Genomic DNA, 13,340 nt, shown 5'->3' with positions numbered 1-13,340 from the left:
GGCTCCTGCTGGATCGGCACGGGCAATGGATCCCCGCCTTCGCGAGGATGACGAGGGGGTGGGGGAGAGGGCGTGGACAAGCAACCGTGTGTATACATCCTCGCCAGTCGTCGGCACGGGACCCTCTACACCGGGGTAACCTCCAACCTGCTGGGCCGCCTCTACCAGCACCGCGAGAAGGTCACCCAAGGCTTCACCGCCGAGCACGAGATCGCCCGCCTCGTCTGGTTCGAAGTGCATGAAGACATGAGCGCCGCCATCCTTCGGGAAAAGCGGATCAAGAAGTGGAATCGGGACTGGAAGCTTTCCCTGATCGAGCGCAGCAACCCGCAATGGGTTGACCTCGCGATCGGACTAGGGTTCGAGCCCCGGCAACCGACTGGAAAATGGATCCCCGCCTCCGCGGGGATGACGGAGTAGACTGTGGCAGAGCTGGACCCGCAAGAAGCGATCCTGGACCGTATCCGGCAGTGCGACACGCTTGCCGCGCTGGAAGACATCCGCGTCGAGATGCTCGGCAAGGCGGGCGTCATCACCGCCGAGCTGAAGACGCTGGGCAAGCTGAGTCCGGAGGAGCGACAGGCCGTCGCTCCGGCGATCCATGCGCGCCGGGAGGCGGTCACCGAAGCGATCGCCACGCGCAAGGCCGCTCTCGAGCAGGCCGTGCTCGATGCGCGTCTTGCCAGCGAGACGGTGGACATGACGCTGCCGGTCGACGGCGTCGCGCCGGGCTCGGTCCACCCGGTCAGCCAGGTGATGGACGAGCTGGCCGAGATCTTCGCCGATCTGGGCTTCGCGGTCGCCACCGGCCCCGAGGTCGAGGACGACTGGCACAATTTCACCGCGCTCAACATTCCGGAGACGCATCCGGCGCGCGCCATGCACGACACTTTCTACATCGCCGGCGAGCATGAGCGCCCGATGGTGCTGCGCACGCACACCAGCCCCGTGCAGATCCGCACGATGACGAGCAGCAAGCCGCCGATCCGCATCATCGCGCCGGGCCGCGTCTATCGTTCGGATTCGGATGCGACGCACACGCCGATGTTCCACCAGATCGAAGGCCTGGTGATCGACAAGGGCATCACCCTCGGCCACCTGAAATGGACGCTGGAGACCTTCCTCAAGGCGTTCTTCGAGCGCGACGACATCGTGCTGCGCCTGCGTCCCAGCTATTTCCCCTTCACCGAGCCTTCGGCCGAAGTCGATGTCGGCTTCACCTGGAAGGACGGCAAGCGCGTGATTGGCGGCAGCGGCGACGCGCCCGGCGGCGGCTGGATGGAAGTGCTGGGCAGCGGCATGGTGCACCGGCGGGTGATCGAGGCCTGTGGGCTCGATCCGGACGAATGGCAGGGCTTCGCCTTCGGCACCGGCGTCGACCGGCTGGCGATGCTCAAATATGGGATGGACGACTTGCGCCCCTTCTTCGACGGCGATCTGCGCTGGCTCAAGCATTACGGCTTCTCGGCCCTCGACGTGCCCACGCTGAGCGGGGGAGTCGGCGCATGAAGTTCACCCTTAGCTGGCTCAAGGAGCATCTGGAGACGGAGGCCTCGCTGCCCGAGATCCTCGAGGCGCTGACGCGTGTCGGCCTCGAAGTCGAGGACGTCGAGAATCCCGCCGAGCGATTGTCCGGCTTCCGCGTCGCCCGCGTGCTGACCGCCGAGCGCCATCCGCAGGCCGACAAGCTGCAGGTGCTGAGCGTCGAGACCGGCGACGGCGTGCTGCAGGTCGTCTGCGGTGCGCCGAACGCGCGGGCGGGCCTCGTCGGCGTGCTCGGCCTGCCCGGCGCGGTGGTGCCGGCCAACGGCATGCAGCTCAAGGTCTCGGCGATTCGCGGCGTCGAATCGAACGGCATGATGTGCTCGACGATGGAGCTGGAGCTCGGCGAGGACCATGACGGCATCATCGAGCTGCCCGAAGACGCGCCGGTGGGCACGGCCTATGCCGATTATGCGGGTCTCGACGATCCCGTCATCGACGTGTCGATTACGCCGAACCGCCAGGACTGCATGGGCGTGCGCGGCATCGCGCGCGACCTCGCCGCAGCGGGCCTTGGCACGCTCAAGTCGCTCGATGCCGTGGTCGCCGGTCTGCCGACGATTGCGCCGCAGGGCGCGGGCCCCGACGTGCGCACCGACGACACCGCAGGCTGCCCGGCCTTCTACGGCCAGGTGGTGCGCGGCGTGAAGAACGGGCCGTCGCCGGACTGGCTGCAGCAGCGCCTGAAGGCGGTGGGGCAGAAGCCCATTTCCGCGCTGGTCGACATCACCAACTTCGTGATGTTCGGGCTGGGGCGTCCGCTCCATGTCTATGACATGGCCAAGCTCTCGGGCGGGCTGGTCGCGCGCAAGGCGAAGGACGGCGAGACCGTGCTGGCGCTGAACGGCAAGAGCTACACGCTCACCGACAGCATGACCGTGATCGCCGACGACGTGGCGGTCCACGACATCGGCGGCATCATGGGCGGCGAGCATTCGGGCTGTTCGGACGACACCACCGACGTGCTGATCGAATGCGCCTATTTCGATCCCGAGCATATCGCCCGCACCGGCCAGAAGCTGCTGCTGACCAGCGATGCCCGCACCCGCTTCGAGCGCGGTGTCGATCCCGAGTTCCTCGACGAGGGGCTGACGATCGCCACCCGGCTGGTGCTGGCGCTGTGCGGCGGTACGCCCAGCGAGGTTACGCGCAGCGGCACGCCGCCCAAGGTGGGCGCGGTCGTCGGCTATGATCCGAACCTGGCGGAAACGCTGGGTGGCCTCGCCGTTCCTGCTGAGCAGCAGGTCGAGATCCTCGAAAGCCTCGGCTTCGTCGTGCAGCCGCTCGACGGCAATGGCGATCCCGTGGCGCTCGACGGCGGCTTTGAGGCGTTCCGCGTCACCGCGCCGAGCTGGCGCCGCGACATCGACGGCCCGGCCGACATCGTCGAGGAAGTGATCCGCATCGCCGGTATCGACAATGTGCCGTCGGTCCCGCTGCCCCGCACCCCCGGCGTCGCGACGCCCACCGCCACGCCCGAGCAGAAGCTCGAGCGCCGGATGCGCCGCACCGCTGCCGCACGCGGGCTGAACGAGGCGATCACCTGGAGCTTCCTCCCCGAGTCGCAGGCCGAAGTGTTCGGCGGCGGCGCCTGGACGCTCGCCAACCCGATCAGCGAGGACATGAAGGTCATGCGCCCCTCGCTGCTGCCCGGGCTGCTGGCGGCGGCGGAGCGCAACCTCAAGCGCGGCGCCACCAGCGTCCGCCTGTTCGAGGTCGGCCGCCGCTATCTGGCGGACAAGGAGCGGCTGACGCTTGGCGTGGTGCTGGCGGGTCACAAGACGGCGCGCGGCTGGCAGGCCGGCAAGGCCCAGCCCTTCGACGCGTTCGACGCCAAGGCCGAAGCGCTGGCACTGCTCGAGGCCGCCGGCGCGCCGGTCGCCAATCTGCAGGTGATGGGCGAGGCGGGTGCTGCCTATCATCCCGGCCAGTCGGCGACGCTGCGGCTGGGGCCCAAGACCGTGCTCGCCAGCTTCGGCATGGTCCACCCGAGCGTGCTCAAGGCGTTCGACCTCGACGGCGCGGTGGCGGCGGTGGAGATCCACCTCGACGCGCTGCCCGCCAAGAAGGCCGCCGGCTTCACCCGTCCGGCCTTCACGCCGCCGGCGCTGCAGGCGGTGACCCGCGACTTCGCCTTCCTGGTGCCGACCGCGCTGGCGGCCGGCGATCTCATCCGCGCCGTGAAGGGGGCCGACAAGGGGACCATCGTCGACGCGCGGCTGTTCGACCGGTTCACCGGCCAGGGCGTGCCGGAGGGGCAGAAGTCGTTGGCCATTGAAGTCACGCTCCAACCGGGCGAAAAGAGCTTCACCGACGCGGACCTCAAGGCAGTGGCCGACAAGGTCGTCGCGGCGGCGGCGAAGCTTGGGGCGACCCTGCGAGGATGATGCGATGATCGAGCGGTTCCTTCCCGGGCTCGACGCCCTTCTGGCAGAGCCGCTCGACACGCATTCGGTGTCGGTCGCCTTTCCCGGCGACATGGATCCGCATGAGCGCGAGGGCCGCTACGGCGTGTTCCTCGATGCCGAGCTGCGCATCGCCGGGCTCGGCACCTGCGGCGGCGGCACGCTGATCGAGACACTCGACGATGCCGGCCAGTGGCGCCCGGCCTGCGCGATCCTCGATGTCGATCTCGTCGATCTCGAGCGTGGCCTTGCCTTCTGTCGCGACGAGCTGGCGTCGCTGGGCTGCTCGGTGGGCACGCTGATCCAGTATGACGACCGCGAGGACCGCTGGGACGGCGCGACCTGGCACTGCAGCGAGCCGCGCTCGTTCGACGAGGACATGCTGCCCTATCGCGATAATTGAGGGACGCATGCAAAAAGGGGTTGCGCTACCTGCAAACCTCGGTTAGGCGCCGCACCTCACCGCGCGCCCGTAGCTCAGCTGGATAGAGCATCAGACTACGAATCTGAGGGTCGGACGTTCGAATCGTTCCGGGCGCGCCAATTTCTCTCACCCTCGCTGTCTAGGTACGCGGCTGCTCCGCCGCGGGTCGCGCGCGCAATCCATCGTGATCGCCGGGTAGACGGCGATCACGGTTTTGCTATGACCTGTCCCCCACGCAGGGGGGCTTGCCAAAAAATGCTGAAATGGTTCGTTCAAGCGAGCGGCGTCGCCGCCGCGGTGTTGCACGCGTCGTCGGGGTACGCTCAGGCGCAGGGACCCGTTCTCAAGCCGGGTGCAGCACAGAATTTCCAGACGTGCGATGGCTATGGCGCGCCCAACGGGAATGGGGACGGCATCACCAAGGCCGCTTCCGGGTTTCTGGGAATTTTCATTCCGGAGCCGAAGTCGGGCGACACCGGGTTGCGCGGAATGACGGTCTCGGCCTTTGGTATCGAGGCCTGTACCGATGCACTCGCCAACACGGAGAGGTTGCTGCCGCAATATCATATTCGGCGCGCGAGCCTGTTGCGGGCGCGGGCGATTCATCGGTTCGGAACCAATGACAAGCGGGGCGCGCAGGCGGATCTCGACGCGGCCGATGCCGAGGGTGCGATCGAGAGCGATCGCTTCTATCTGCGCTCGATGGGGCTCGGCAATCAGCTGCTCCGCGCCTATTTCGTGCTTTCGGAAGGGCAGGCGGAGCGGGCTGCCACGCTGACCCGCGAGACTGCCAAGGCGCGTCCCTATTCCGGCGCCATCCAGCGGCTGGCAAACGTCATGCTGTTCAATGCGGAGCGCAACCCCGACGCCCGCTATGCGGCGCTGGATGCCGATGCCACGCTCAATCCGAACATGCGCCGGGTGCCGCTCGAAGCGGCTGCCGATCGGCTCGATTGGGCCAAGGTAATCGAGACCCGGGCGCAGCTCGATTTCACCCCACCCAAGCAGCACCAGGCGGGCTTCCTGATGGAGGACTATCCGCTGGTTCTAGCACGCCTTTTCGTAGATCGCTTCCGGTTCGACACGCTGACGAGCTTCGCACTCGCGGCGCAAGGGCGGGATGCAGACAGCCGGGCCTTGCTGAACGCACTGGCGCAGCGCCTGGAGCCGCTGAAGGCGGATCTTCCCCTTCAGCCAAACGGCAGCAAGCAGCCCCGCGTCCAGCGCGATGCGCACCGCTATCTTCAGGCGTATCACTATGAGCTGAAGCAGCAACTTGCTGCCGCGCGCGCGGATGCCACGTTGATGGAGCTCGCCCGACGGGGAGACACTCAGGCTTTCCTGAAGGAAGCCGAGCGGAGGTCCGTTCCGCACAACGGCCGCGGCCTGGCGATGCTGCGCGCCCTTCGAGAGGCCAAGGCCAGCAATGCTGCGCTCGATGCGCTCGAAGCTACCCTGACGGAAGCGAAGGCGCGGCATGACCGCGACCCGATTCCGCTCACCGTCGACCAGCTATATCGTATCGCGCCGGCGCCCGAAACGCGGGGGCGTGTCCCCAAATACGCGTCGTCCAAGGCGCTTCTGGGTGACAGCGGCAACGGCTTCATCCTCGACATGGACGGCGTCGTTCAACTGGTAAGCTTCGAAGGGATGAACGCGTCAGAGGCTGTGGTGGAGGAACTGGCGCTTCTCAAAGCCGCGGAAGAAGCGCTGGCCGCCGGAAAGGATCGATTTGCGCTGCTCGACAAGGATGCCGTCGGGCGTAGCTCGATGTACGGCTATATGGGATTCGGCCGTCCCATAGCATCCGGTTATATCGTCAATTTGCGCGTGATCCGATTCGGTCCGGAAGGCCCGCCGCCCGGTTATGAGGCGTTCGCCACGCGAGCGATCGCAGCGCGCGAGGTGATCGATGCATTGGCACCCGTCTACGAGGTCGAAACCGCAAACGCCAAGCCGTGAGTGCATGTGGTAGGAGGCAGGGCGCGGCTGCTGGTGCAGCCGCGCCGCGCCAGGATCAGCCGCGCGTGCGGGCCAACTCGCGCCAGCCGATGTCGCGCCGGCAGAAGCCGGTGGGGAAGTCGATCGCGTCCACGCCCCGATAGGCCGCGGCCTGCGCCGTCGCGATGTCCGGCCCCATGGCCGTCACGTTGAGCACGCGGCCGCCGCTCGCCACCAGCGAATCGCCCTGGCGCCGGGTACCCGCGTGGAACACCTGCACCCCGCCGGCCTCGGCCGCGTCGATCCCTTCGATGCTGCCGCCGATCTCCGGCGTGCCGGGATAGCCGCGCGCCGCCATTACCACCGTCAGCGCCGTGTCGGCGCGGAAGCGGGGCGCTGGGCGGCCGGCGAGTTCGCCGCGTGCGGTCGCGAGCAGCAGGTCGAGCAGGTCGTCCTCCAGCCGGAGCATCAGCACCTGGCATTCGGGATCGCCGAAGCGGGCATTATACTCGATCAGCTTGGGCCCATGCTTGGTGAGCATCAGCCCGGCATAGAGCACGCCCGAATAGGGGATGTCCTCGGCCGCAAGCGCGGCAATGGTCGGCGCGACGATGCGCTCCATCGCCTCGCGCTCCAGCGCAGGGGTGAGCACCGGGGCGGGGCTATAGGCGCCCATGCCGCCGGTATTGGGGCCGACATCGCCTTCGCCGACGCGCTTGTGGTCCTGCGCCGATCCGAAGAGTACGGCATCGGTGCCGTCGGTGATGACGAACAGGCTGGCTTCCTCGCCGTCGAGGAATTCCTCGATTACCGCGCTGGCGCCCGCATCGGCGAAGATCGCGGTGAGGGCGCCGATCGCCTCGTCGCGGGTCATCGCAACGGTGACGCCCTTGCCGGCCGCGAGCCCGTCGGCCTTCACCACCACCGGCAGGCCGAACGGCTCCAGCGCCGCCAGCGCCTCATCGAGCCCGTGGACGCGGACATAGCCCGCCGTGGGGATGTTCGCCCGCGCGCAGAGATCCTTGGTGAAGCCCTTCGATCCCTCCAGCTGTGCCGGCAGGCGGTTGGGCCCGAACACCGGAATGCCGGCCTCACGCAGCATGTCGCCGACGCCCGCCACCAGCGGCGCTTCGGGACCGACGATCACCAAGCCGATGCCGTTCGCCTGCGCAAACGCAAGCACCGCCGCCGGATCGGTCGGCACAAGGTCGACGAGCGTGGCATGCGCCGCTATGCCCGGATTGCCCGGTGCGGCGAAGAGCTGCGTCAGCAGCGGCGATTGCGCGAGCTTCCAGGCAAGCGCATGTTCGCGCCCCCCCGAACCCAGTAGCAGGACGTTCATGGCCGACCCCCTTTTCGAGACTTCATCGACGCGGCTCGTAGCCGAGGCGGTGCCCGGGGACAACGCGGCGCCGATGAGCGTCAGCGAACTCTCCGGCCGGCTGAAGCGGATGGTGGAGGGCGAGTTCGGCCATGTCCGCCTGCGCGGCGAGATTTCAGGCTGGAAGCGCGCCGCCTCGGGGCACGCCTATCTCGCGCTCAAGGACATGGACGCGGTGATCGACGGAGTCATCTGGCGTGGTGCCGCCTCGGCGCTGCCCTTCCAGCCGCAGGACGGGCTGGAGGTGATCGCCACCGGCAAGCTCACCATCTATGCGGGGCGCTCCAAATATCAGATCGTCATCGAGCGGATGGAGCTGGCCGGCGAGGGCGCGCTGATGGCGCTGCTCGAAAAGCTCAAGGCCAAGCTGGCGGGGGAGGGGCTGTTCGACGCCCGCGCCAAGAAGCCGCTGCCCTTCATGCCCAGGGTGATCGGCGTGGTCACCTCGCCCACCGGGGCGGTGATCCGCGACATCCTTCACCGGCTGGAGGATCGCTTCCCCACCCATGTCCTCGTCTGGCCGGTCAAGGTGCAGGGCGACGGCTCGGCACAGGAAATCGCGCGGGCGGTGCGCGGCTTCGACGCGATCGCCCCCGGCGGCGCGGTGCCGCGCCCGGACCTGCTGATCGTCGCGCGCGGCGGCGGCTCGATCGAGGATCTCTGGTCGTTCAACGAGGAAGTCGTTGTCCGCGCCGTGGCCGAATGCGCCATCCCGATCATCTCGGCGGTCGGCCACGAGACCGACACGACCCTGTGCGATTTCGCCGCCGATCTCCGTGCGCCCACGCCCACGGCTGCCGCGGAAATCGCGGTGCCGGTGCTCTCCGAAGTCCGTCACGGCATCGCCACGCTGTCGCACCGCACCGAACGCTGTGTCCGCCGCTATCACGAGCGCGCCGGCGAGCGGCTGGCGGCGCTGGTCCGCGTGCTGCCGCGCCGCGATGCGTTGCTCGGGCCCCAGCGCCAGCGGCTCGACGATGTCGGCGCTCGACTTGGGCTCGCGCTCGAACGCCGGGTGACGGTGGCGCGCGGGCAGCTCGATCGTGCGGGCGCGGCGCTGCGCCCGGCGACACTCGAACAGCGACTGGCGACCGCGCGGCAGCGGCTGGGCGGCGTCGCGCTCGACCGCGCCGCCGATCGCGAGCTGGCAGCCCTCCGCCAGCGCTTCGCGCGCCCGGCCGAGGCGCTGAAGCTCGCAAGCCTGGAGCGCCGCTTCGCCACCGCGTCGGAGCGACTGACGGCGATGGGCCGGCATCTCGAACTTCTGGATCCCGAACTGCCGTTGAAAAAGGGGTATGCCTGGGTGGAGGGGCGCGGCACCGGCAAGGTGGTCGCCTCGGCCGAGAATGCGCGCGCGGCACAGGCCGTGACGCTGCATTTCGCCGATGGTTCGGTGGATGCCCGGGTTGAGCGCGGCGCGGGCAAGGCCTATGCTCCGCCCAAGCCCGAACAGCCGACGCTGCTCTAGGGCGCACCCACCACCTTCAAGAGCAGGAATGGCGCCGCCCATGCTGATGTCCAACACCGCCCGCGTCGCCAAGCTGCATTATATGGCCAATGGCTTCCGCGTCCTCTCGCCCGGCGACCATGTGCTGTGCGCGGTCACCGGCGAGCGCATCCCCGTGGATTCGCTCCGCTACTGGAGCGTGGCGCGGCAGGAAGCCTATGCCACGCCCGAGGCGGCCACCAAGGCGCTGCTCGAGGCATGATCGACCGGCGGCGCTTCGCCGCGGCGATGCTGGCGACGACGCTGGTGGCGCGGACCGCACGCGCGGGCGGGGACGCCTTCGCGCTCGACGGCAGCTTCGAGCAGGGCGGCATCGCCCGCGGGCAGGTGCCGCCCGGCACCACCGAGCTGCAGTTCAATGGCCAGCCGATCCCCTTCGCCGCCGATCGCCGCTTCCTGATCGCCTTCGACCGCGATGCGGTGCCGGCCGCCGCGCTGGAAGCGAAGGGCAAGGACGGCCGAACGGTGCGCGAGGACCTGCAGATCGCGCCCCGCGAGTGGAACATCTCGCGGCTCGACCAGCTGCCGAAGTACCCGGTGCCCAGCGCAGAGTTCGAGGCGAGGCGTCCGGCCGAGCTTGCGCGCATCAAGGCCGCGCGTGCGCTGCAAACCCCGGCGGAAGGCTGGCGCCAGCGCTTCGCCTGGCCGGCCACCGGCCGCATCTCCACGCTGTTCGGTTCGCAGCGTATCTATGCCGGCGAGCCGGGGGCCTATCATTCGGGCATCGACATCGCGCTGCCCACCGGCACCCCGGTGCGCGCGCCGGCCGACGGCGTGGTGATCCTCGCTGCCGAGGCGCCCTTCACGCTGGAGGGCAATCTGCTGATGCTCGACCATGGCATGGGCCTGTCGAGTGCGTTCCTGCACCTCTCGCGGATCGACGTGCATGAGGGCGAGGCGGTGCGCCAAGGGCAACCCATCGGCGCCGTCGGTGCGACGGGTCGTGCAACCGGTCCGCACCTGCACTGGGGCATCATGTGGCGCGGCGCGCGGATCGATCCGCTGCTGGTTGCTGGTGCAATGAGTGCCGCAGACTAGACAAAAAAAGAGCGGCACTCCGAAGAGTGCCGCTCCCAGGTCGATCTTCCCCGTAAGGGATGGGATCAGAACTTGAACCGTGCGCCGGCGCTGAACGTGCGGCCGACGACGCCGGCCCAGTGCCAGGTCGGCAGGTAGTTCGTGCCCGAATAGGACGAGGTCGCAATCGGAGCGCGTTCGTTGGTGAAGTTGCCGACGTTCATGAAGAAGGTGAAATCGTCGTTGACCTGCACCTGGGCATTCAGATCGGCATAGATGAAGCGACGAACGTAGCAGAACTTGTTGAGCGCTGCGTCATCCGGATAGGGATACAGGTTCCCGGCCGCCGCACCGCACGACAGATCGATGTTGCCGCTCGCGCTCGGCGATTCTTCGTCCGCAGCCACCTGCTTGATCCGCGAAACGTAATAGGCGGTAGCAGAGAGCGAGAACTTGCCGACCTCGAGCGTGTTCTGCCAGTTTCCGCGCCATTCCGGCGTGCCCGCGCCCGACGACAGTTCGTACGGACCGACGGTGCCGACATATTTGCGGACCACGCCATCACCGAAGTCGACGTCGAACTTCAGGATCTTGTTCACGTCGAGGCGGCTGTAGAACTTCACGCCCGGTGCGATGCCGAACTCCGCCGAGGCGCCGAAATCGAGACCCTGGGTCTTGAAGTAACCGGCGTTCACGTACGGGCCGTTGATCACCAGCACGCGCGGCAGCGCGTTCGGGTACAGCGGATCGGGCGCGTCGACGGCGCCGACCGAGTAACCGGCGGGCAGCGGCAGACCGGCGAAGTAGTTGGCGCGCGCGGTACCGGCGTTCGGACCGGCAACGATCACGTTCTTCTTCTTCACATTGTAATAGTCGATCGTGAAGCTCAGCTCGCGGATCGGCTGGAACACGGCGCCGCCGGTGAAGCTGCGCGAAGTTTCGGGCTTGAGGTTCGGGTTGCCCGAGAAGCCGCCACCGACGCTGTACGACTGCGCATACGGATTGGTCGTCGTGCAGCCGGTGGCCGTCGCGGTACCGCCATGGGCCAGCACGAAGCTGCACGGCGGCTGATAGGTCACGAAGCCCGGGAAGCTGGAGCGCGGATTGCTTTCCGCGAAGGTCGGAGCGCGGAAGCCTTCCGAATAGGTGCCGCGGAGCATCAGCTCCTTGACCGGCTTCAGCTTGATGCCGACCTTCGGGGAGAAGCGGCTGAAGCCTTCGGAGTAATGGTCGTAGCGGCCCGAACCGCTGAGCTCGACTTCCTTGAGGATCGGCGCGCTGACTTCGAAATAGGCCGCGGTCACGGTGCGCTTGCCGAACGCCGCCGCGGTATTGGCATAGTTCGTCTTGTTCGGGTTCAGGCCCGGATAGTCGAGCGTCTCGCGGCGGATCTGGCCACCGACCGCGACCTGCAGGTCACCACCCGGCAGGGTGAGGAAGGAGTGCGAGATCGAGGCATCGAGCGAGGCCAGCGAGCTGGAGCCGCGGGCGATGATGTCCGGGGCGACGAGCTGGCGGGTCGCATCGGTGTTCTGGCTCGGGTTGACGAAGTTATAGGCGCCGGTCGCCACCGCCTGGCGAAGGCCGTCGATGCTGATGGTGCCGAACGATGCCATCTTGATGTTGTCGCGCGCGCCGACCGCCTCGGCTCGCCAGTTCCAGTCATCGCCGAACTGGCCGTTCAGGCCGAAGGTGCCGCGAATGACTTCGTTGCCGCGCTGGGTGCCCGTCGCGATGTCGCCGAACGAATAGAAGATGCGGGCCGCGCCGTTGGCCGGATCGGCCGCGAAGGCGGCGGCATAGGGGTTGTTCGGGTTGAGCTGGCGGTCGGCTGCCGTCGAGCAATTGGTGCCGGACGAGCAGATATAGACCGGCAGCGCGATGCCCGGGTTGTTCGACGCGGTGGTCGGCGAAGCGCCATAAGGCTGGCGCTGACGGATTGCCGACGGGGCAGTGAGGATGTTGACCTGGCTGTGCGAATAGCTGCCGGTCACATAGCCTTCGATATTGTCGTTGAGGCGGATGCTCAGACGACCATTGACCGAGAAGCGCTCCTGGAACGGCTGGACCTGCGTGTACTCATCGGTCAGGTCATGCGCGCAGCCGGTGCCGCCGGCAGCGCCGGCCACGGTAAAGGTGCGGCTGCACAGCGCCGGGTTGAGCAGCTGGTAGGTGCTCGCACCGGTCGCGCCGCCGGCGAAGGGATTGTTCGGGTCGCTGCCGGTGACGCGGCGGACAATGGCGTTCGGCGTATTCACGTTCAGCGCGTTGTCGGCCGAGTTCTGGTCGGCCAGGCCGATCGAGCTCAGGTCGGTGGTGTTGAACGGGAAGCCAAGGTCGTGCGCCGAGATGCGGCCATCGCGCTGATATTCGCCGTTGACGAACACGTTCCAACCGGTCGACTCATAGTCGCCATAGCCTGCGGTCAGGTAGCTGCGGACGCGCGAGCCATAGCCCTTCCCTGCCGCACCGGCCTCGACGCTGCCCTGGATACCGGTGATGTGCTTCTTCAGGATGATGTTGACCACGCCGCCGATTGCCTCGGCGCCATAGGTCGACGATGCGCCGTCCTTCAGCACGTCGACGCGCTCGACGAAGCTGAACGGGATCGAGTTCAGATCGACATAGGCGTTGTGGCCGTCGTCGTTGAGCGGGAAGTTGGTGGTGCGCAGGCCGTCGATCAGGACGAGCGTCGACGAAACGCCGAGGCCGCGCAGCGAGACCGCAGCGCCACCGGCAGAGAAGCCGCCCTGGAAGCCGGTCGGGATCGAGCCGGCGCCATCGGCCGAAACGCTGCGGATCGCATCCGAGATCGTCGTCGTGCCTGCGCGCTGCAGGGTTTCGGTGGTGAGCGTGGTCACCGGCGAAGTGGTTTCCGTGTCGGTGCGGCGGAAGAGCGACCCCGTCACGACGATTTCGCCCTGCGGCTCCTGCTGCGTGGTGGGCGCCTGCGCGCCGGCATTCTGATCCTGTGCCATGGCCGGTGCGGCAAACAGCGCAACCGCACCCAAGCCCGCCAACGCGGTACCGGCGCGAAGACCACTTGCAAGTCGTGTCATTCTCACGTGTCGATTTTCCCTTGTTTCACCCGCGCAGCCCGAAGACCGGGCGGGGTGTCTCCCC

10 protein-coding genes and 1 tRNA gene are annotated in these 13,340 nt (G+C 67.8%); 9 read left to right on the top strand and 2 right to left on the bottom strand.

Annotated elements, in window-relative coordinates; genetic code table 11:
- Positions 1-72 precede the first annotated feature (72 nt).
- From BM009_RS18000 to BM009_RS17975, 6 genes are all read left to right on the top strand, one after another.
- Positions 73-420, top strand: a complete 348-nt coding sequence (locus BM009_RS18000) for a GIY-YIG nuclease family protein (RefSeq protein ID WP_093298318.1) — start codon at positions 73-75, stop codon at positions 418-420.
- Positions 421-432: 12 nt separating this feature from the next.
- Positions 433-1,509 (top strand): phenylalanine--tRNA ligase subunit alpha, encoded by a 1,077-nt coding sequence (gene pheS / locus BM009_RS17995; protein ID WP_093298563.1) that lies wholly within the window; start codon positions 433-435, stop codon positions 1,507-1,509.
- Positions 1,506-3,929, top strand: a complete 2,424-nt coding sequence (gene pheT / locus BM009_RS17990; protein WP_093298316.1) for a phenylalanine--tRNA ligase subunit beta — start codon at positions 1,506-1,508, stop codon at positions 3,927-3,929. Before pheS ends, pheT begins: the two co-directional genes overlap by 4 nt.
- A 4-nt stretch (positions 3,930-3,933) precedes the next feature.
- The gene (locus BM009_RS17985; protein WP_093298314.1) at positions 3,934-4,350 is read left to right on the top strand and encodes a hypothetical protein; all 417 of its coding nucleotides are present in this window, start codon (positions 3,934-3,936) and stop codon (positions 4,348-4,350) included.
- Between the two features lie 63 nt (positions 4,351-4,413).
- Positions 4,414-4,490, top strand: a tRNA-Arg gene (locus tag BM009_RS17980).
- Between the two features lie 136 nt (positions 4,491-4,626).
- A complete protein-coding gene (locus tag BM009_RS17975) occupies positions 4,627-6,333 on the top strand; it encodes a hypothetical protein (protein ID WP_093298312.1) in 1,707 nt (568 codons plus the stop codon).
- A gap of 55 nt (positions 6,334-6,388) precedes the next feature.
- Here the strand turns inward: BM009_RS17975 and purD are convergent, their stop codons facing one another.
- Positions 6,389-7,654, bottom strand: a complete 1,266-nt coding sequence (gene purD / locus BM009_RS17970; protein ID WP_093298310.1) for a phosphoribosylamine--glycine ligase — start codon at positions 7,652-7,654, stop codon at positions 6,389-6,391.
- On the opposite strand from purD, the gene xseA reads away from it, so the two are divergent.
- Genes xseA through BM009_RS17955 form a run of 3 tightly spaced genes read left to right on the top strand, consistent with a single transcriptional unit; the run spans position 7,653 to position 10,238 of the window.
- A complete protein-coding gene (xseA, locus tag BM009_RS17965; RefSeq protein ID WP_093298308.1) occupies positions 7,653-9,161 on the top strand; it encodes an exodeoxyribonuclease VII large subunit in 1,509 nt (502 codons plus the stop codon). The genes purD and xseA overlap by 2 nt on opposite strands.
- A gap of 40 nt (positions 9,162-9,201) precedes the next feature.
- Positions 9,202-9,402, top strand: coding sequence for a DUF2093 domain-containing protein (locus tag BM009_RS17960; protein WP_066721469.1), 201 nt, complete (start codon positions 9,202-9,204; stop codon positions 9,400-9,402).
- The gene (locus BM009_RS17955; protein ID WP_093298306.1) at positions 9,399-10,238 is read left to right on the top strand and encodes a M23 family metallopeptidase; all 840 of its coding nucleotides are present in this window, start codon (positions 9,399-9,401) and stop codon (positions 10,236-10,238) included. Before BM009_RS17960 ends, BM009_RS17955 begins: the two co-directional genes overlap by 4 nt.
- A 65-nt stretch (positions 10,239-10,303) precedes the next feature.
- On the opposite strand, the gene BM009_RS17950 is transcribed toward BM009_RS17955, so the two are convergent.
- Entirely contained in the window at positions 10,304-13,195 is a 2,892-nt protein-coding gene (locus BM009_RS17950; protein WP_254772347.1) for a TonB-dependent receptor domain-containing protein, read from the bottom strand.
- Positions 13,196-13,340: the final 145 nt, after the last annotated feature.

It is taken from the genome of Sphingomonas sp. NFR04, assembly GCF_900114095.1.
Lineage (GTDB): Bacteria > Pseudomonadota > Alphaproteobacteria > Sphingomonadales > Sphingomonadaceae > Sphingomonas.
Note: the sequence above shows the minus strand (reverse complement) of the source record. Positions and strands in the feature narration are given on the sequence as shown.